This is a genomic window from Enterobacter sp. SCRI0065, assembly GCF_059766475.1.
The window spans coordinates 483783-503946 of sequence record NZ_JCBAJB010000003.1 but is presented as its reverse complement, the minus strand read 5'-3'; the positions used below and the strand labels follow the sequence as shown (position 1 = coordinate 503946).

General features: G+C 51.6%; 20 protein-coding genes. 5 read left to right on the top strand and 15 right to left on the bottom strand.

Features of this window, described 5'->3' with window-relative positions; all coding sequences use genetic code 11:
• Positions 1–3: 3 nt before the first annotated feature.
• Complete coding sequence (locus AC6EMZ_RS12435) at positions 4–1143, bottom strand: efflux RND transporter periplasmic adaptor subunit (RefSeq protein WP_498402804.1); 1140 nt, start codon at positions 1141–1143, stop codon at positions 4–6.
• 402 nt (positions 1144–1545) lie between these two features.
• On the opposite strand from AC6EMZ_RS12435, the gene envR reads away from it, so the two are divergent.
• Positions 1546–2193, top strand: a complete 648-nt coding sequence (gene envR / locus AC6EMZ_RS12430) for an acrEF/envCD operon transcriptional regulator (RefSeq protein WP_498402803.1) — start codon at positions 1546–1548, stop codon at positions 2191–2193.
• On the opposite strand, the gene AC6EMZ_RS12425 is transcribed toward envR, so the two are convergent.
• From AC6EMZ_RS12425 to acuI, 14 genes are all read right to left on the bottom strand, one after another.
• On the bottom strand, positions 2188–4287 hold the full coding sequence (locus AC6EMZ_RS12425) for a putative bifunctional diguanylate cyclase/phosphodiesterase (protein WP_498402802.1): 2100 nt from the start codon (positions 4285–4287) through the stop codon (positions 2188–2190). The genes envR and AC6EMZ_RS12425 overlap by 6 nt on opposite strands.
• A gap of 145 nt (positions 4288–4432) precedes the next feature.
• Positions 4433–4597 (bottom strand): DUF2556 family protein, encoded by a 165-nt coding sequence (locus AC6EMZ_RS12420; protein WP_498402801.1) that lies wholly within the window; start codon positions 4595–4597, stop codon positions 4433–4435.
• Between the two features lie 179 nt (positions 4598–4776).
• A complete protein-coding gene (gene fis / locus AC6EMZ_RS12415; protein ID WP_003855228.1) occupies positions 4777–5073 on the bottom strand; it encodes a DNA-binding transcriptional regulator Fis in 297 nt (98 codons plus the stop codon).
• 25 nt (positions 5074–5098) lie between these two features.
• Positions 5099–6064 (bottom strand): tRNA dihydrouridine synthase DusB, encoded by a 966-nt coding sequence (gene dusB / locus AC6EMZ_RS12410; RefSeq protein ID WP_498402800.1) that lies wholly within the window; start codon positions 6062–6064, stop codon positions 5099–5101.
• Positions 6065–6394: 330 nt separating this feature from the next.
• Positions 6395–7135, bottom strand: a complete 741-nt coding sequence (locus AC6EMZ_RS12405; RefSeq protein ID WP_498402799.1) for a carbonic anhydrase — start codon at positions 7133–7135, stop codon at positions 6395–6397.
• Positions 7136–7273: 138 nt separating this feature from the next.
• On the bottom strand, positions 7274–8155 hold the full coding sequence (gene prmA, locus AC6EMZ_RS12400; RefSeq protein ID WP_498402797.1) for a 50S ribosomal protein L11 methyltransferase: 882 nt from the start codon (positions 8153–8155) through the stop codon (positions 7274–7276).
• An 11-nt stretch (positions 8156–8166) separates the two neighbouring features.
• Entirely contained in the window at positions 8167–9618 is a 1452-nt protein-coding gene (gene panF / locus AC6EMZ_RS12395) for a sodium/pantothenate symporter (RefSeq protein ID WP_498402833.1), read from the bottom strand.
• A complete protein-coding gene (locus AC6EMZ_RS12390; RefSeq protein WP_498402796.1) occupies positions 9608–9850 on the bottom strand; it encodes a YhdT family protein in 243 nt (80 codons plus the stop codon). Before AC6EMZ_RS12390 ends, panF begins: the two co-directional genes overlap by 11 nt.
• A 108-nt stretch (positions 9851–9958) precedes the next feature.
• On the bottom strand, positions 9959–11308 hold the full coding sequence (accC, locus tag AC6EMZ_RS12385; protein WP_498402795.1) for an acetyl-CoA carboxylase biotin carboxylase subunit: 1350 nt from the start codon (positions 11306–11308) through the stop codon (positions 9959–9961).
• Positions 11309–11318: 10 nt separating this feature from the next.
• The gene (gene accB / locus AC6EMZ_RS12380; RefSeq protein ID WP_498402794.1) at positions 11319–11780 is read right to left on the bottom strand and encodes an acetyl-CoA carboxylase biotin carboxyl carrier protein; all 462 of its coding nucleotides are present in this window, start codon (positions 11778–11780) and stop codon (positions 11319–11321) included.
• A gap of 21 nt (positions 11781–11801) precedes the next feature.
• Positions 11802–12254: a type II 3-dehydroquinate dehydratase gene (aroQ, locus tag AC6EMZ_RS12375; protein WP_498402793.1), complete on the bottom strand. Its 453-nt coding sequence runs from the start codon at positions 12252–12254 to the stop codon at positions 11802–11804.
• Between the two features lie 234 nt (positions 12255–12488).
• Positions 12489–13088 (bottom strand): protein-methionine-sulfoxide reductase heme-binding subunit MsrQ, encoded by a 600-nt coding sequence (gene msrQ, locus AC6EMZ_RS12370; RefSeq protein WP_498402792.1) that lies wholly within the window; start codon positions 13086–13088, stop codon positions 12489–12491.
• Positions 13089–14090, bottom strand: a complete 1002-nt coding sequence (gene msrP, locus AC6EMZ_RS12365; protein WP_498402791.1) for a protein-methionine-sulfoxide reductase catalytic subunit MsrP — start codon at positions 14088–14090, stop codon at positions 13089–13091.
• 77 nt (positions 14091–14167) lie between these two features.
• Positions 14168–15142, bottom strand: coding sequence for an acrylyl-CoA reductase (NADPH) (acuI, locus tag AC6EMZ_RS12360; RefSeq protein WP_498402790.1), 975 nt, complete (start codon positions 15140–15142; stop codon positions 14168–14170).
• Positions 15143–15325: 183 nt separating this feature from the next.
• Between acuI and csrD the strand changes: the two genes are divergently transcribed.
• The 4 genes from csrD (at position 15326) to mreD (ending at position 20158) form a co-directional block, all read left to right on the top strand.
• Positions 15326–17266, top strand: a complete 1941-nt coding sequence (gene csrD / locus AC6EMZ_RS12355; RefSeq protein WP_498402789.1) for an RNase E specificity factor CsrD — start codon at positions 15326–15328, stop codon at positions 17264–17266.
• A 282-nt stretch (positions 17267–17548) separates the two neighbouring features.
• Positions 17549–18592, top strand: coding sequence for a rod shape-determining protein MreB (gene mreB / locus AC6EMZ_RS12350; RefSeq protein ID WP_064327643.1), 1044 nt, complete (start codon positions 17549–17551; stop codon positions 18590–18592).
• A gap of 61 nt (positions 18593–18653) precedes the next feature.
• Positions 18654–19670, top strand: coding sequence for a rod shape-determining protein MreC (gene mreC, locus AC6EMZ_RS12345; protein WP_498402787.1), 1017 nt, complete (start codon positions 18654–18656; stop codon positions 19668–19670).
• Complete coding sequence (gene mreD / locus AC6EMZ_RS12340) at positions 19670–20158, top strand: rod shape-determining protein MreD (RefSeq protein WP_498402786.1); 489 nt, start codon at positions 19670–19672, stop codon at positions 20156–20158. Before mreC ends, mreD begins: the two co-directional genes overlap by 1 nt.
• The last annotated feature ends 6 nt before the right edge of the window (positions 20159–20164 follow it).

Genomic DNA, 20164 nt, shown 5'->3' with positions numbered 1-20164 from the left:
CCCTTAACTGGCTTTATTAGCGGCTGAATCAGGGGTTGCCACTACGGTGGCGCCGGGACGGGCCTTTTGCAGGCCGCTCACAATAACGCGGTCACCGTTTTTCAACCCTTCCGTAATGAGCCAGCGATCGCCAATGGCCTGTGGGGCAACGACGGTGCGGGATTCAACCTGATTTTTTTCGTTTACAACGAGGACGGTAGCATCGCCCCGAGGCGTACGGGTGACGCCCTGCTGCGGAACCAGGATCGCGTCAGGGCGTACACCTTCGTCGATTCGTGCTCGTACAAACATGCCTGGCAACAGCATATGTTGGGGATTCGGGAAGACTGCTCGAAGCGTAATGGAGCCTGTGCTTTCGTCGACGGTGACATCGGAGAACTGCAATGTGCCTTTTTCTGAGTAAGGTTGACCATTTTCCATTAACAGCTGAACGCTGCTGCTGCCTTCCCCTTTCTGCAAGCTGGACTGTTTCATCTGCATAAAGTCATTGCTGGATTGCGTCACATCCACATAGATAGGGTCGAGCTGCTGTACGGTTGCCAGGGCAGAAGCCTGACCATTTGTGACCAGTGCTCCTTCGGTAACGCTAGATTTACCAATTCGTCCGCCGATAGGCGAAGACACTTTGGTGTAGGCAAGATTAATGCGAGCCGTCTCAACACCGGCTTTTGCGGCGATAACACTCGCATCTGCTTGCCTGGCGTTGGCAACTGACTGATCGTACTCTTGTTTACTCACATACTGCGTACCAACCAGCGGAACGTAGCGTTTCACAGTTAAATGCGCGATGTTGGCAGCGGCCTCGGCTTTTACAAGCTCGCCTTTGGCGCTGTCATAGGCTGCCTGATAGGTTGCCGGGTCGATCTGATAGAGAGAATCTCCCGCTTTGACATCGCTACCTTCAGTGAAATTACGTCGTAAAATGATACCACTCACCTGCGGTCGAACTTCAGCAACGCGAAATGCGTCGGTTCTACCGGGCAACTCAGTCGTTACTGCAAGGGGGGCACTCTTCACGACATAGACAGTTACCTGCGGTGCCTGCACGTGTTGCTGCGGATTATCAGATGTGTCGCAGCCCGCAAGCAGCGTAGCGCAGACAATAAAACCGGATAAAGGTAAAAGCCTGAAATGTGTGGTCATTACTGTTCCTTTAAAAACAATAAACTGATATTTGCCGTGAATAAATGAAGAGATGCGCAGGGGCAAAGAGTCAGAAAGTTAGCGCACATAATAATGAGGTGTCTTGAAGTTGTTTAATTTATAAGTGCGGCTGACGGCACGTAAACGCAAAAATCAGAATCTGACACCGTTAATCAACGATATAGTGAAGAAGATAGAACGCATTATTTTTATTTTCTCACTGAATAACTCATGTGTTATTTGTATTTAATTATCATGATTCATTCATATGGTTTATTAATCATTCAAATTCACTTTTTTTGTACAGAATGAATTTAATTGTTGAGCAATACTTTGACGACTACGTCAGCAAGTCGATTTCCTTGTTTTCGTAGCAACATGTATGGGCAATGAGTAACCGTTATGGCGCGTAAAACGAAAGAAGAAGCACAGAAAACCCGGCAGTTACTCATCGAATCCGCTATCGCGGAGTTTGCAACGCGGGGTGTTGCGAACACCACATTGTCCGACATCGCTGAAGCGGCGGGTGTGACACGTGGGGCGGTGTATTGGCATTTCACCAGTAAGCTGGAACTCTTCAATGCAATATGGGAACAACAGTTGCCTTTGTGCGACCTCATTCACGATAGGCTGACTCTGGCAGGCAATGACGATCCCTTACTCGTCCTTCGCGAACGTTTTATCACTGCGTTGCAATATATTGCCCGTGAACCGCGGCAACATGCGCTATTACAAATTCTGTATCACAAATGTGAATTTCATTATGAAATGACGTCAGAATATGAAATTCGGAAACGAATTGGTTTTAATTATGAGAATGTGCGAGAACTGTTAGGGAATTGTCTATCTCAAGGTCTCATTTCTGCACAGGTTAACGTTGAGGTGGCGTTAATTGTTTTCCATGGCTTCTTCAGCGGACTCATTAAAAACTGGTTAATGGACAGTGAAAGTTTCAACCTTTATCAGCAAGCACCTGTGCTGGTAGATAATATCCTGGCGACGCTGCACATTACGCGCGTGCCGCCAGTCATTTACCCCGTCGCCTCATGATATCGGATGGCTATCCTGAGAGTGAGCGTTGAATCTTTCGGCATTGTTGCAAAGTTCCTCAACCGTTTCAGCCGTTACGGGTTTCCCTAACAGATAGCCCTGGAGCGTGTTGCAGCCCAGCTGTGTTAGAAATTCCTGCTGAGCTTTAGTCTCAACGCCTTCCGCGACGACTTTTAGATTAAGCGTTTTCGCGAGGGCCACAATCGCCGATACAATGGTGGCATCATCACTCTCGCCACTCAATTCTTTCACAAAAGCGCGGTCGATTTTCAGTTCGCAGGCCGGTAGACGTTTTAGATAAAGAAGGCTTGAATAGCCCGTACCAAAATCATCAATTGAGGCTTTTACCCCTGCATCCGTTAGCTCTGTTAACACCCTCACGCTTTCATCAGGATTACTCATTGCGGTAGTTTCCGTGACTTCCAGGATTAACGTTTCTGGTGGAAGATCGTGTCGCGCCAGACAATCAAGTACGGTATTAACTAATGACGGTTGCTCAAACTGAAGCGTCGAAAGGTTAACCGCCATAGACCAGTCCGTGTGGCCCTGAAGGTGCCACTCGCGTAACTGTCGGCATGCTTCATTTATCACCCAATTACCAATCGGGATGATCAAACCGGTTTTTTCCGCCAGTTGTAGAAAGACATCAGGAGTTAACAGCCCTTGTTTCGGATGCTGCCAGCGCAGCAGTGCTTCGAAACCCAGGATAGGGCCAGCCGGGGCATGGAATTTAGGCTGATAATGCAAACGTAATTCATTCCTGTCTACCGCCAACCATAGATCGTTCATCAGCTGTAGATGTGTCTGAGCCAACGTATTCATCGACGGCTGGAAAAAATGATAGCCGTTACGCCCGACGTGCTTGGTGTGATACATCGCCGCATCGGCATTAAACATCAACTCGCGATCGGTTTTCCCATCATGCGGATACAATGCGATACCGATGCTGACGGTGACGACCAGTTCGTAAGGTTCCACGTTGAAAGGGCTGTCAATGGCGCGCACGAGCGAACTAGCCAGTGAGGCGGCATCGTCCGGACCGCCGATCTCTACGAGCAGAACGAACTCATCACCGCCAATGCGCGCGAGCGTAAACTGGCCTTTAAGTGGCAACATGAGCCGCCTGGTGACAGCGATTAGCAGCTTATCGCCAACATCATGACCATAGGCGTCATTCACCGTTTTGAATCCGTCCAGATCCATAAACATCAGCGCGAAGTGGGTTCCCTCGCGGTCCGCCTTGCTAATGGCTTGATCCAGGCGGTCTTCCAGAAGAACACGATTAGGCAAGCGCGTCAGGGTATCGTGTAGCGCCAACTGAGCCAGCTCGCGGTTGGCCTCGGCCAGAGAAGATGCCAGCAGCGATGTCCGGGCCTGTAGTCGGGCATCAAGCATAGAAATCAGCAACGTAATGCCCAAAATAGACAGGGCGACGACGCTCACCAAAACCGCTAACCAACTACCGTTAATACCGTGATGTTGCATCATGGTCGATGCAGGGAATTGCGCCGCTTTCATACCCGAATAGTGCATACCCGCGATCGCTATTCCCATAGTGATCGCAGCACCCAGACGCATCAGCGCAACCTGTGCGGCTTCGTGACGCAATCGAAACGTCAGCCACAATGCCGTCAGCGATGCAGCTAATGCAATGACTACGGAGAGCGTGACCCAGCTTTTATCCCAAATAATCCCGGGTGTAACTTCCAGTGCGGCCATACCCGTGTAATGCATGGCAACAATACCCATTCCCATCACTAACGCGCCGGGTAGCAGGCGGCGAAGACGCAGCTGTTCTGTACTGACAAGCCAGAGGGCGAACATCGATGAGCCAATCGCAATGATCATCGAGAGCACGGTGATCGCAATGTTGTAGCTCATGCTCATGGAGATATCCATCGCCAGCATGCCGATGAAATGCATTGCCCAAACGCCGATTCCCATCGCGACACCACCACCCGCCAGCCAAATACGCGCAGCGATACCCTGACTCCCGGCCACGCGTGCAGCCATGTTGAGAGCGGTGTAAGCAGCAAGAATGGCAACAGCAAACGAGATGACTACGAGTATTTGGTTGTATTGGCTAACCAGCATGGTCTGTTTAACTCATTCTTTGTGAGAGAGTGCGGAATAGCATTTGAAAAGGGCAGAGACATTATCACCGTAAGGTAATGACGAAAAGGGATTTAAATCCCTGTTTTTAATGGGTGAAAGCGATGTTTTTCACGACGTTCGAAGATTAATCGAGATCTGAACAGTTCACTAATTTTAGCGGATTCACGGAATTCATATTGCGACACTTATCGATTTCGGTGCTTAGGATCTCAATCCACTGCATGAGCAGCGCATCAAAGATGAAAACCGTGACAGCAAATACAACCAGCCACCCGTATTTACGAATCATTGTGTCATTCCGTGGTTATAAATCGCTAAAAGTGGTGGAAATATACACGAAAAGCAGAGGTTTAAAAGGAAGATAGTCCAAGGTTTACAAAGCGTTGACGGTCCGGATCGCAGGCAATAAAAAAGGCGCTTCCCCATGCCGAGTAGCGCCTTTTTAAACAAACACTTAGCTGATTAGTATCAGTTCATGCCGTATTTTTTCAATTTCTTACGCAGGGTACCACGGTTGATACCCATCATCAGGGCAGCGCGGGTTTGGTTACCGCGGGTGTATTGCATCACCATGTCCAACAGTGGCTGTTCAACTTCAGCCAGTACCAACTCATACAGGTCACTCACATCTTGACCATTCAGTTGAGCAAAATAGTTCTTCAGTGCTTGTTTAACCGAGTCACGGAGAGGTTTTTGAGTCACCTGATCCTGAGAGTTAACGGTAGAAACGGTCAGTACGTCAGAATTTACGCGTTGTTCGAACATAGTTCTGTCAGCTCTTTATTTCTGTTTACGCAAAATTTTCGAAGTATGCCTCCAACGCCTCCAGCTGTACGCTGGCATCCTCTATGGCGTTGAATGTGCGCCGAAACTGGTCATTTGGAGCGTGTTCCTGTAGATACCAGGATACGTGTTTACGCGCAATTCGGTACCCCTTTGCCTGACCATAAAAGTCATGCAGTTCCCGAATATGTGCACAAAGCAAGCGCTTAACCTCTGCCAGAGGCAGTGGAGCAAGCAACTCCCCAGTGTCCAGATAATGCTGGATTTCCCGAAAGATCCAGGGTCTTCCCTGAGCGGCACGTCCTATCATCAGAGCATCTGCCCCTGTATAGTCGAGCACAGCCCTGGCTTTTAGCGGGTCAGTTATGTCGCCATTCGCGATAATCGGAATGGAAACTTTCTGCTTAACTGCCCGAATGCTGTCGTATTCCGCATGGCCATTGAACAAACAGGAGCGAGTACGTCCATGAATGGTCAGGGCCTGGATACCACAGTCTTCGGCCAATTGGGCAATTTCTACACAGTTACGGTGTTCCGGCGCCCAACCAGTGCGAATCTTCAGCGTAACAGGCACGTCCACCGCTGCAACCACCACTTTCAGGATAGACTTCACCAGATCGGGATGCTGCAAAAGAGCAGAACCAGCCAGCTTGCGATTCACCTTTTTTGCCGGGCAACCCATATTGATATCAATAATTTGGGCGCCACTTTCAACGTTAATACGCGCGGCTTGCGCCATTTCTTCAGGATCGTTTCCGGCAATTTGCACGGTGCGAATACCTGGCTCGTCAATGTGCACCATCCGTAGGCGGGACTTATCGCTTTCCCAAACTTGCGGGTTAGACGACATCATCTCGGAAACGGTTAATCCTGCTCCCATCTCGTAGCACAGCGTCCTGAAAGGCCGGTCAGTAATACCTGCCATTGGCGCTGCGATCAGTCGATTTCTAAGCTGGTGGTGTCCGATGCGCATGAGTTAAGAAATGACCATACTGTGACTGCAAGGCGGCGTATATTACGCATTTTTTACACGAGATGAAAGGCCAAACTTTGAACAATCCGCTGTCGTAGATCAATGAATCGACAGTCAGTGTGAGAAGGATTTATTATTAATGATATAAATCAGTGCGTTAACTAAGGTTGTCTATTTTATAGACGCTTACAAATTCCCGTAAGTTCTCATCATTTCTGTCTAAATGAATCACTTGCTCGGGATAATCTGCTGTTTTTAGCAGCAGATTATCGACCTTCTTTGCGATCAAGCTCCCATTTTAGAACATGATCTCACAGTGAAAAATGAGCATTATTCAACCACGACACGTCCATGAAGTAACTGTATCGGACGGTTATTATCGTGATGCATCGTATGCTTGAATTTTTCCAGCTGTTCAGCAGACAACGTCATAGGATGCTGCATGACAATCCAGGTCACGCCCTCAGAACACGGAGGCGTGGTGAGAGAACCGCTAAAGCGCCAGTAGGTCTTGTTTTTCGGCAGCAGTTTGTTCAGATCCAGGTGTGTTTGCAGTGTAGCGGATTGTTCTGCCAGCCCCGGCATAATGCTCCAGAGCTGATTGAGTTCAGTATTGGCCGCCCCTTTGTTAAACATCACGGCAACGACCACGAGTTCACCTTCGGCATTTTTATGCACCAGATGCATCTCCATGGCGTATTTCTTTCCGTGAACGGTATTTTCGCTCGGGGAATGGAAATGGAACTGTTGCAGCGTCCAGGACTGTTTATCCAGCGTGATGGTGTCCTGAGTGTCGGCTTTCTCTACTGCCTGGATCGTATGGCCGTTATTTGTCAACGTGACAGGGCCGTCGATGTAACGTGTTTTAAGGGGAGATAGATGTGCTTTAACCGTTGAATCGATATTAACTGGGGATTGATTCATACCGCTTTGACAGGTTTTATAGGCATCGTCCAGCTCACCCCAGTGCTCGGGTGACCCTTCGCCTTCGTAGCTCCAGTGCGATGCATAAGCGGAAACGGATATCATACAGAGCGCCACAAGCGCGGCCTTGCCAATAAAGGGAATCATAAAATTCTTCCGATGAATGTTGTTGTTTGAAATATAAAATAACCATATGAAAACAGAGGTTATTTTACGGGAAGAATGATTGTGAGCGTGAGGAATTAGTGAGGGAGGGCGGTGTGGTCAGATGACCACACCAAAATCTTATTTCTTACTTCCCGTAATGCGGCACCACTCTTCTTTCTCAACCACTGGGTCAAGCGTAAAGAGATCGGCGTAGGCTTCGCAGACGCTATCTGCCTGGCTGGCAAGGATGCCAGACAAGCCCAGCAGGCCACCCTCAACGGGCAGCACGCTGATTAAAGGTGCCAGTTCACGTAATGGGCCCGCCAGAATGTTGGCGACCACCACATCGGCTTTCATGGCCTCTGGCTGATCTTGCGCAAGGTACAGATCAAGACGCTCCGAAACACCATTGCGTTGAGCATTGTCACGGCTGGCCTGAATAGCCTGCGGATCGATATCGATCCCAATGGCTTTGGCCGCACCTAATTTCAGCGCCGCAATCGCGAGGATCCCGGATCCACATCCGAAGTCGATCACGGTTTTGCCTTCCAGATCGAGCCCGTCCAGCCATTGCAGGCACAGTGAGGTCGTTGGATGGGTGCCTGTCCCGAACGCCAGGCCTGGATCGAGCATCACGTTCACGGCATTAGCGTCGGGCACGTCACGCCAGCTCGGGCAAATCCACAAGCGCTTGCCGAACTGCATAGGATGGAAGTTATCCATCCACTCGCGTTCCCAGTCTTTATCTTCCAACTGCTCGATTTTATGCATGAAGCCCGCGCCGAGTAGCGGATGATTCTCCAGAATCGCCACGACGTCTTTCATGTCGGTTTCGGCATCGAACAGGCCGATCACGTCGGTATCACCCCACAGGCGAGTCTCGCCCGGCAGCGGCTCAAATACCGGCGTATCATGAGTGTCCTGGAAGGTGATAGAAACCGAACCGGCTTCCATCAGCGCATCACTTAGCTCTTCGGCATTCGCGCCCGTTGTATTCAGTTTTAGTTGGATCCACGGCATGGCAAAACTCTTTATTTATCAGTAGAAATGACGGCTGCCTGCGGAACGGGTTGACCAAAACGGTTCCCCACCACAAACGCCAGCAGACTTAACAGTAACGAAGGCACAATCGGATGAAAGCCCAGGTACTGAATTTTAAACGTGGCAAGTACTGCATAAAGTACGCCACCGACAATCATACCGCTTAGCGCGCCCACAGCATTGGCGCGTTCCCAATACAGGCCAAGCACCAGCGGCCACAGGAACACGGCTTCAAGCCCACCAAACGCCAGCAGGTTGAGCCAGATAATCATCTCTGGCGGACGCCATGCGGCTAGCAATAAGAGCGCGCCCAGCGCAAGCGTGATCACGGCCGACATGCGCTTCAACCGCTTTTCGTTATGCATCTGCTCCGGGCGAAAGTTCAGATACAGATCTTTAATGATCGTAGCGGAACTTTGCAGGAGCTGAGCGTTAATCGTCGACATGATAGCCGCCATAGGTGCGGCAAGGAAAATCCCGGCGGCAAAGGGCGGTAATACTTTCATCATTAATGTTGGGATAACCAGGTCGGGAACCGTCAGGTCCGGCAATACTGCCCGACCCAGTGCGCCGGCCAGGTGCATACCGAACATCAGAATGGCGACCACGATTGTGCCGATAATGATGCCACGGTGTACTGCCTTGCTGTCTTTGTAGGAAATGCAGCGGACCGCCGTATGCGGTAGACCAATGACGCCAAAGCAGACCAATACCCAGAACGAGGTCATGAACGTTGGAGAGAGGATGTCATCGGCACCCTGCGGAGTCACCAGCTTTGGATCAATGGTCTGCAGGGTTTCCACCGCCTGATGCAACCCACCGGCAGCGTGAACCACACCAACCAGCAGAACCAGGGTGCCTATCAGCATCACCAGGCCTTGCATCGTATCGTTGAGGACGCTGGCCCGGAAACCGCCAAAGGCGGTATATAAGGCGATGCTGACGCCGAAAATGAGCAACCCGGTTTCGTAAGGGATACCTGCTGCGGTTTCAAGCAGGCGGGCGCCACCGATAAACTGCACCGTCATGGCGCCGACGAAGGCGACCAACAGACTCAGGCTCGCCAGCCAAACCAGCAGGCGGCTTTGATAACGGGCAAACAGCATATCGTTGAGCGTGACGGCGTTGTACCGGCGCGCCAGAATGGCGAATTTCTTACCCAGAATCCCTAAAGAGAGCCAGACGGCAGGGAGTTGAATCATCGCCAGAAGGACCCAGCCTAAACCGTACTTGTAGGCCGCACCGGGCCCACCAATAAAGGAGCTGGCGCTGATATAGGTTGCCGTCAGCGTCATGGCCAAAACCACGCCGCCCATGGAACGGCTGCCCAGGAAATACTCGTTTAAAAAATTACCCGTCGTTCTTTTGCGCATGGCATAGACCGAGAGACCAAACACGACGAATAAATACGCGATAAGCGGCAAAATGACTTCAAGCTGCATCATCGTCCTCCAGCGAAATATCGCGATAGATGAATTTCACCATTGCCCAGCACAGCACAATAAAGACCAGCGGCAGCAGCAGGCAGGCCATTTCAAACCAGTGCGGAAGTCCAGTGAACCCTGCGGTGGAGTTGGGTAAGTAAGCGGTTACTAACCATGCTGCGAGATAAAGAAGGGTCAGCCACAGCGCCCAGCGCGCTTCTTTATGGGCTTGAACAAAACGCTTGTCCATTTTAAGTCCCTTGTGGATGAAGAAAGCGGGGATTGTACATGATGGGACTTGGCTATCCCCAGAAATAAAAAAGGCCGGAATATCCGGCCTTTTAGCAGTCATGCGAACTTATTTTTCATGAAGGCCGAGTTTTTTCTCCAGGTAGTGGATGTTAGTTCCACCGTTCTGGAAATTCTCGTCACTCATGATACGCATCTGCAGATCAATGTTGGTTTTGATGCCGTCGATGATCAGCTCCTGCAACGCGTTCTTCATGCGGGCAATCGCCACGTCACGGTTCTCGCCATAGCAGATAAGCTTACCGATCATTGAGTCATAGTACGGAGGTACGGTGTACCCAGCGTAGATATGAGACTCCCAACGTACACCAAAACCACCCGGCGCGTGGAAACGCGTGATTTTACCCGGGCTTGGCAGGAAGGTGTTCGGGTCTTCGGCGTTAATACGGCATTCTACCGCATGGCCTTTGACCACAACTTCGTCCTGCTTGATGGACAATGGTTGACCTGCTGCGATACGCAGCTGCTCTTTAATCAGATCGACACCAGTGATCATTTCGGTAACCGGGTGTTCAACCTGAATACGGGTGTTCATCTCGATGAAATAGAACTCGCCGTTTTCGAACAGGAATTCGAACGTACCTGCACCGCGATAGCCGATGTCAACGCATGCCTTGGAGCAACGCTCGCCGATGTAGCGACGCAGTTCCGGGGTGATACCCGGTGCTGGTGCTTCTTCGACCACTTTCTGGTGACGACGCTGCATAGAGCAGTCACGTTCAGCCAGATAGATTGCGTTACCTTGACCGTCAGCCAACACCTGAATTTCGATGTGGCGTGGGTTTTCCAGGTATTTTTCCATGTACACCATGTCGTTGCTGAAAGCCGCTTTCGCTTCAGCTTTGGTCATGGAGATGGACTGCGCCAGTTCAGCATCGCTACGTACAACGCGCATACCGCGACCGCCGCCGCCGCCTGACGCTTTGATGATAACCGGATAGCCAATGCGTTTAGCATGGGCACGGTTAGCATCCATATCGTCGCCCAGCGGGCCGTCGGAGCCTGGTACGGTCGGTACGCCAGCTTTCTTCATCGCGGTGATCGCAGACACTTTGTCGCCCATCAGGCGGATTGTGTCAGCTCTCGGGCCGATGAAGATAAAGCCAGAGCGTTCAACCTGCTCAGCAAAGTTGGCGTTCTCAGAGAGGAAGCCATAACCCGGATGGATTGCCACCGCGCCGGTGATTTCAGCGGCGCTGATGATAGCCGGGATGTTCAGATAGCTTTTTACGGACGGAGCCGGGCCAATACAGACCGTCTCATCCGCCAGCAATACGTGTTTTAAATCGCGATCCGCGCTTGAATGCACAGCAACAGTCTTAATGCCCAATTCTTTACAGGCACGAAGGATTCGCAATGCGATCTCGCCACGGTTGGCGATGACAATTTTATCCAGCATGTTCGCCTCGTTACTCGATGACGACCAGAGGCTCGTCAAATTCTACCGGCTGACCACTTTCGACCAGAATCGCTTTAACAGTACCAGACTTGTCTGCTTCGATTTGGTTCATCATTTTCATGGCTTCGACGATGCACAGGGTATCGCCGACGTTGACTTTCTGACCGATTTCGATGAACGCTTTCGCATCCGGGCTCGGGGTGCGGTAGAAAGTACCAACCATTGGGGAACGTACGATGTGGCCACTGATTTCTGCGGCTGCTGCGACCGGTGCTTCTGGTGCCGGAGCAACGGCGTTAGACAGAGCAGGCTGTTGCATCATTGGTGCAGCATAGGTCTGCATCATTGGGAAGTTACTGACTGGCGCGGCACGACTGATGCGTACAGACTCTTCGCCTTCAGAAATTTCCAGTTCGGAGATGCCTGATTCTTCAACCAGCTCGATCAGCTTTTTAATCTTACGAATATCCATGAGTGGGTTCCGTACTCTTGTTTAGTGTGATTGTGACAAGCGTTTGACCGCTGTCTGTAAAGCGTATGAATAACCTTCCGCACCCAGTCCGCAGATAACGCCAGCAGCGATATCTGAAAGATAGGAATGATGGCGGAACGGTTCACGGGCATGCACATTGCTCAGGTGGATCTCGATAAACGGGATGCTCACGGCAAGCAATGCGTCGCGGATAGCAACACTGGTGTGCGTAAACGCGGCCGGATTAATCAGGATATAGTCTACAGTGTCTTTAGCCTGATGAATTCGGTCGATGATTGCGAACTCCGCATTCGACTGAAAATGGTCAAATTCCACGTTAAGCGATGCTGCTTCCGTACTCAGACGGTTAACAATTTCGCCCAAGGTCAATGAGCCATACTTCTCCGGTTCACGCGTACCGAGCATGTTAAGGTTCGGTCCGTTGAGCACTAAGATGTGGAATTTGTCAGCCATTGTGCCGCTATCTCCTGCGAATCTCCGGTAAAAAACAAAATATACCTTCGACGCGCGATTGTCACCTTTTCAGAGGATCAAAACCCCTGTCAGGAAAACCAAAGTCGCACATTATAACGATTTCGTAGCATTTGGCAGCTAAATACTGGTCTTATCAGGGAAGATTATCAACCGCAATCCAAAAAAGTGGCGCGGTTGATAGGGTTTCTGCGGGAAAACGCACAGTTTCGCGGACTATCGCCACCACTGACGGAACTTTTTATAACGCCAGATCAAAAGCGCTACAGCCAATAACGCATACATGATGGGCTGCGGGGATAAAATCTTCACCGACCACAGGTAATGTATCGGGGTCAGTATCGCAACAAGATAGACGAAGTTGTGCAATAACTGCCACCGCCTACCGAGTTTTCGCTGCGCAAACTGCGTTGAGGTCAGCGTCAGCGCAAGCAGAATAAACCAGCTTACAATGCCCAGCGTCAGGTAAGGACGAGTGACCAGCTCATTGCCGAGTAGCGCCAGATTGTTAATCCCAAGCTCGAGCAGCGCATAGCTGGTGAGATGCAGCGTCGCCCAGGCAAAACACCACAATCCTAATAAACGTCGGGTGCGAATCAATAATGGTTGTTTAGCGTAGCGCGCGAGCGGGGAAACCAGCAAGGTGGCCAGTAAAAATTTCAGAGCCATCCTACCGGTAAAATGCTGGATATCTTTTGCCGGATCGGCACTGAAATAGCCCTGGTTCGCCGCCCAGAATAGCCAGATAAAAGGAAGCAATCCCGCCAGATGCAGAATCACTTTCAACCAGGTAATCTGCTTTATGCTTAAGCGCACTTAGAAACTCTCCCGTAGATCCAGCCCGCGATAGAGCGAGGCAACTTCGTCCGCGTAGCCATTAAACAGCAACGTTGGCTGGCGTTTAACATCCAGCGCGCCGCCTGAGCCAATAAAGCGTTCGGTAGCTTGCGACCAGCGCGGATGATCAACATGGGGATTCACGTTGGCAAAGAAACCGTATTCACCTGGGGCGGCGAGATTCCAGGTAGTGGGAGGCCGTTCACGAGTCAGCTTAATGCTCACAATCGACTTAATGCCCTTAAAACCATATTTCCACGGCACAGTCAGCCGTATCGGCGCTCCGTTTTGCGGCGGCAGTGCTTTGCCATAAACGCCCACGGTGAGAAGGGTAAGAGGATGCATGGCTTCATCAAGGCGAAGCCCTTCAACATAAGGATATTCGAGTCCCCCGCCAATAAAACGGTCTTTCTGCCCCGGCATTTGCTCCGGTGAATAGAGGGTCTGGAAAGACACATATTTTGCATTGCTGGTGGGTTCGACTAATGCCAGCAGCTTATGCAGCGGGAAGCCTACCCAGGGGACAACCATCGACCAGGCTTCGACGCAGCGCATGCGATAGATACGCTCTTCAAGCGGGAAGCGCGTCGTTAAATCGTGGTGATCCAGCGTGAGGGGTTTCGCCACTTCACCTTCAATTTTTAACGTCCACGGATCGGTTTTCAGGCTGCCCGCATTAGCGGCAGGATCGGCTTTATCAAGGCCAAACTCATAGAAGTTATTGTATCCGGTGACTTTATCTTCGGGCGTAAGGGCCAGTTTATTTTGCCATTGCGCAGGTTTGGTAAAATCCAGCGGCAGACCAGGAGGCGCTTTAGGGCGGTCGTTGCCTTTAAACCAGTCAAGCAGGTCGGCATGTGCAGCAGGGGAAAGCGTTAAAGCAGTCGCGCTGATACCAAGCATCTTTAAAACCTGGCGGCGCTGTAACATAAAGACAGATTCCGCCGTTACATCGGCTTCCGTCAGTTTTCTGGTTTTCATAGCATCCTCCGTCACGCGTTTTTCTAAGCATGACGGAGGAGAGGAGTTAACGCGAATATGTCACGAAAATTTGAAGATTAGGCAATTTTTACCAGCGCGCGTCCCTGGAACTGGTTGTTCATGATCTTCTCAGCATATTCTGGTGCCTGTTCGAGGCTAATTTCAGTCGCACTCTGGGTGTAGAATGATTCTGGCAAATCACGCACCAGACGCTCCCAGGCTTGCGCGCGGCGTGCCGCAGGTGTCATGACGGAATCGACGCCCTGCAAACGGACGTTACGCAGAATAAATGGCATGACCGTGGTCGGCAGGGCGAAACCACCCGCCAGGCCGCAGGCTGCAACGCAGCCGCCATAGTTCATCTGTGCCAGGAGCTTTGCCAGGACTTTATCGCCCACGGTATCAACCGCGCCTGCCCAAATTTGTTTTTCCAGCGGGCGGGTTTCGGCGAACTCTTCACGGCCCACAATGCGACTTGCACCCAGTGAGCGCAGGTAATCATGGGTGCTTTCACGTCCGGTGACTGCGGCGACCTGATAGCCGAGTTTATGCAGCAGCGTGACCGCAGTACTGCCAACGCCACCGCTCGCGCCTGTCACCACGACTTCACCGGACTCAGGTCGAATGCCTGCCTCTTCCAGCGCCATGACGCATAGCATGGCGGTGAAGCCAGCCGTACCGATGATCATCGCTTTACGACCGTCCATGCCTTTTGGCATGGGTACTAGCCAGTCGCCCTTCACGCGCGCTTGAGCCGCCAGTCCACCCCAATGATTTTCACCCACTCCCCAACCCGTTAACAGAACCTGTTGGCCTGCGTGAAAGCGGGGATCTTCGCTGGTATGAACATGACCTGCGAAATCAATTCCCGGCACCATAGGGAAGTTTCGGATAATTTTACCTTTGCCGGTAATGGCAAGTGCATCCTTATAGTTCAGACTGGACCAGTCAATATCAACAGTGACATTGCCATCTGGCAGGCGGTTCTCTTCAATAGATTGAACCGAAGAAAGGGTCTTGCCATCGTGCTGTTCTAAAATCAAAGCCTGCATTCAGGTATCCTCACTAAGCATGGTGATTGGAAAATAATTTCTGAAGACTATACTCGCTCATTGAAACGCCATGCCGATTTAACGCAATAAATTGCCAGATGTACCTGATTTGGTAGTATGCCGCACCTGTCATGCAAGTTAGCGCTTACTCGCCACCCATCAACCCACGGAGTAATCTCAAGGATGCGATTAACGACGAAATTTTCGGCTTTCATCACCCTGCTAACGGGGCTGACCATTTTTGTCACTCTGCTAGGGTGCTCGCTAAGCTTTTATAACGCGATTCAGGACAAGCTTGTTAATCGCGTACAGTCTGTCGCTTCAGTCATTGATACGCGTCTTGTGACCTCATCGCTGCCCGCGCTGTCGCAGCAGTTAGATGAGCTGATGGTCCCGGTGGACATTGTTCATATCGATATCCTTCAGGGTAGCAAAAACGTCCTCAGCCATGCGCGCCAAAGCAGCTATCGTCCTGCCGGCACCCTGGCGCAATATCGAGAATTGACGGTTGACTCGCTAAAAAGCCCCGGGATGTCAATTCGGCTTGTTTACCAGGATCCGATGGCGAACTATTTCCGTTCGTTGATGACCACCGCGCCGCTGACCATTGCCGTTGGCTTCATTGTCTTACTGATTTTTCTGGCCGTGCGTTGGCTGCGTCGCCAGCTTTCCGGTCAAGAGCTGCTGGAGTCTCGCTCAGTGCGCATTCTTAATGGCGAACGTGGGCCAAAGGTTCGCGGCTCAGTTTACGAATGGCCCTCCCGCACCAGCAGTGCGCTCGACACGTTGCTCTCCGAAATTCAGTTTGCCAGCGATCAGCGCAGTCGAATGGATACCCTGATTCGATCCTACGCTGCGCAGGACAACAAAACGGGTCTGAGCAATCGGCTGTTCTTCGACAACCAGTTGGCTACGCTGTTGGACGATCCGGAAAAAGTGGGTTCTCACGGCGTGGTGATGATGATCCGCCTGCCAGATTTTGATCTGCTCCGCGATACGTGGGGCCGGGCAGTAGCCGAAGAGCATCTATTTACCCTAATTAATCTTCTTTCTACTTTTATTATGCGTTATCCCGGTTCGCTGCTGGCACGTTACCATCGCAGCGACTTTGCAGTTCTGTTGCCCCACCGCACCTTGAAAGAGTCCGAAAGCATAGCCAGCCAGCTACTGAAAGCCGTCGATGCGTTGCCGCCAACCAAGATGCTCGACAGGGAAGATATGGTTCATATCGGCATTTGCGCCTGGCGCGGTGGGCAATCTACCGAGCAGGTCATGGAACATGCTGAGGCCGCCACACGCAATGCCGTTTTGCAGGGAGCCAACAGCTGGGCCGTTTACGATGACTCCTTGCCAGAAAAAGGGCGCGGTAATGTACGATGGCGCACGCTTATCGAACAAATGCTCCGTCGCGGCGGGCCACGCATATACCAAAAACCCGCCGTCTTGCGGAATGGTCAGGTTCATCATCGTGAGTTAATGTGTCGTATCTTTGATGGGACGGAAGAGGTCGTTTCAGCAGAATATCTGCCGATGATATTGCAGTTTGGCCTTTCAGAAGAATATGACCGCCAGCAAATTACGCGTCTCATTCCATTTTTATCTTTCTGGCCTGAGGAAAATCTGGCATTACAGGTTACTGTTGAGTCGCTTATTCGTCCGCGTTTTCACCGCTGGCTGCGTGATATTCTGATGCAATGCGAAAAATCGCAACGCAAACGCATTATTTTTGAACTTGCAGAGGCGGATGTCTGTCAACATATCAGCCGTTTACAGTCGGTGGTCCGTTTAATCAGTGCACTTGGTGCTCGCGTTGCGGTGACACAGGCGGGCTTAACGCTGGTGAGTACGAGTTGGATCAAGGAGTTGGATGTGGACTTACTTAAGCTGCATCCAGGTCTGGTCAGGAATATTGAAAAGCGCACAGAAAACCAGCTGCTGGTTCAGAGCCTGGTAGAGGCGTGCAAGGGAACGCAAACGCAAGTTTTTGCCACGGGCGTGCGCTCGCGAAGCGAATGGCAGATGTTGACAGAGCGCGGTGTGGCGGGCGGTCAGGGCGATTTTATTGCCTCCTCTCAGCCGCTTGACAGCAATGTGAAAAAATATTTGCAAAGATACTCTGTTTGACCTGCCGTTTAATTTGTTTTCACGTAGAATATCGCGCCTGTAGCTTTGAGTATGACGAGCAAAACGCCAGTGAACGACCGTAAACGTTACGAATGAGAGTGAGGGACGCAGCTGTTGACTCAGCCCTGATGGAGTTCAGGTGAACAGTTTGTAACATGAGGTAACGTACTGCACAAATTTTCACCGTAGCAGATGATTTTTGCGCCTTGTCGCTGCTGCGTGTGGTTGGTAAAGTAAGCGGATTTTATTTTTCCGCCCCAGCTTTCAGGATTATCCCTTAGTATGTTGAAAAAATTTCGTGGCATGTTTTCCAATGACCTGTCCATTGACCTGGGTACCGCGAATACCCTGATTTATGTTAAAGGACAAGGCATCGTATTGAATGAGCCTTCTGTTGTGGCCATTCGTCAGGATCGTGCTGGCTCCCCTAAAAGCGTGGCAGCCGTAGGACATGATGCGAAGCAGATGCTGGGCCGAACCCCAGGTAACATCGCCGCGATCCGCCCGATGAAAGATGGCGTAATTGCTGACTTCTTCGTGACCGAAAAAATGCTTCAGCACTTCATCAAGCAGGTTCACAGCAACAGCTTCATGCGCCCAAGTCCGCGCGTGCTGGTTTGCGTACCGGTGGGGGCGACTCAGGTTGAACGTCGTGCAATCCGTGAATCTGCTCAGGGTGCGGGTGCGCGTGAAGTGTTCCTGATTGAAGAGCCGATGGCTGCCGCTATTGGTGCGGGTCTGCCGGTTTCCGAAGCGACCGGTTCCATGGTGGTTGATATCGGTGGTGGTACAACGGAAGTCGCCGTTATCTCCCTGAACGGTGTCGTTTACTCTTCTTCCGTTCGTATTGGTGGTGACCGTTTCGATGAAGCCATCATTAATTATGTGCGCCGTAACTACGGCTCTCTGATTGGTGAAGCCACCGCAGAGCGTATCAAGCACGAGATCGGTTCTGCTTATCCGGGTGACGAAGTCCGCGAAATCGAAGTTCGTGGTCGTAACCTGGCAGAAGGCGTTCCTCGCGGCTTTACCCTGAACTCCAACGAAATCCTCGAAGCGTTGCAAGAGCCGCTGACCGGTATCGTGAGCGCTGTGATGGTTGCTCTGGAGCAGTGCCCGCCGGAACTGGCGTCAGATATCTCTGAGCGTGGTATGGTCCTGACCGGTGGTGGTGCGCTGCTGCGTAACCTCGACCGCCTGTTGATGGAAGAGACAGGTATTCCTGTCGTAGTTGCAGAAGATCCACTGACTTGCGTAGCCCGTGGCGGCGGCAAGGCGCTGGAAATGATCGACGTGCACGGCGGCGACTTGTTCAGCGAAGAGTAGTCAGAAATGAGAGGGTAGCAGATGCTACCCTTCCTCTTCTGACAGAGAAGACGCATAGCCTATGAAGCCAATTTTTAGCCGTGGCCCGTCGCTACAGTTTCGCCTGATTCTGGGGGTGCTGGTCGCGCTCGGGGTCATCATTGCCGATAGCCGTCTCGGTACGTTCAGCCAGATCAGAACGTATATGGATACCGCCGTCAGCCCTTTCTACTTTATTTCTAATGGTCCTCGCGAGTTACTCGACACCGTTTCTCAAACCTTGTCGTCCCGCGATCAGCTCGATCTCGAAAACCGTGCATTGCGCCAGGAGCTGCTGCTCAAAAACAGCGAGCTGCTGATGCTGGGTCAGTATCGCCAGGAAAACGCGCGCCTGCGTGAGTTGCTGGGCTCTCCGTTACGTCAGGATGAGCAAAAGATGGTCACTCAGGTGATCTCGACGGTTAACGATCCTTACAGCGATCAGGTGGTTATCGACAAGGGCAGCGTCAACGGCGTCTATGAAGGCCAGCCGGTGATCAGCGATAAAGGTGTGGTGGGCCAGGTTGTTGCGGTTGCCAAACTCACTAGCCGCGTGTTGCTCATCTGTGATGCGACCCATGCGCTGCCGATTCAGGTTCTGCGAAACGACATTCGCGTCATTGCAGCCGGTAACGGGTGTACGGACGATCTACAGCTCGAACATTTGCCAGCCAACACCGACATTCGTGTGGGTGACGTTCTGGTGACGTCTGGTCTGGGTGGACGATTCCCTGAAGGTTACCCAGTGGCCGTGGTCTCTTCGGTGAAGCTGGATACCCAACGTGCTTATACCGTGATTCAGGCTCGCCCAACAGCCGGCCTGCAGCGCCTGCGCTATCTCCTGTTGCTCTGGGGTGCCGATCGTAATGGCGTCAACCCGATGACGCCGGAAGATGTGCACCGCGTGGCAAATGAACGACTGATGCAAATGATGCCGCAAGTCTTACCCGCACCTGACGCAATGGGGCCACATGCGCCCGTACCGGCTCCTGCTACAGGGTTAACACAGCCAACGGCGGATGCGCCACCACCACCGCAGCGCTCTTCAGGAGGGCAGTAGTGGCAAGTTATCGTAGCCAGGGACGATGGGTTATCTGGCTCTCGTTTCTCGTAGCACTGTTGCTACAGGTCATGCCCTGGCCGGACGACATACTCGTTTTCCGGCCAAACTGGGTGCTGCTCATTTTACTGTATTGGATCCTCGCTCTGCCGCACCGCGTAAATGTGGGCACAGGTTTTGTGATGGGTGCCATAATGGATCTCATTAGTGGCTCTACGCTTGGTGTGCGCGCCTTGTCGATGAGTATTATCGCGTATCTTGTCGCACTGAAATTTCAGCTTTTCCGTAACCTCGCGCTCTGGCAACAAGCGCTGGTGGTGATGTTGTTGTCCCTTGCCGCGGATATCATTGTTTTCTGGGCAGAGTTTTTAGTGATCAACGTCTCTTTCCGACCGGAAGTGTTCTGGAGTAGTGTAGTGAATGGTGTGCTCTGGCCATGGCTGTTCCTGCTGATGCGTAAAATTCGCCAGCAGTTTGCCGTGCAGTAAAAAGGT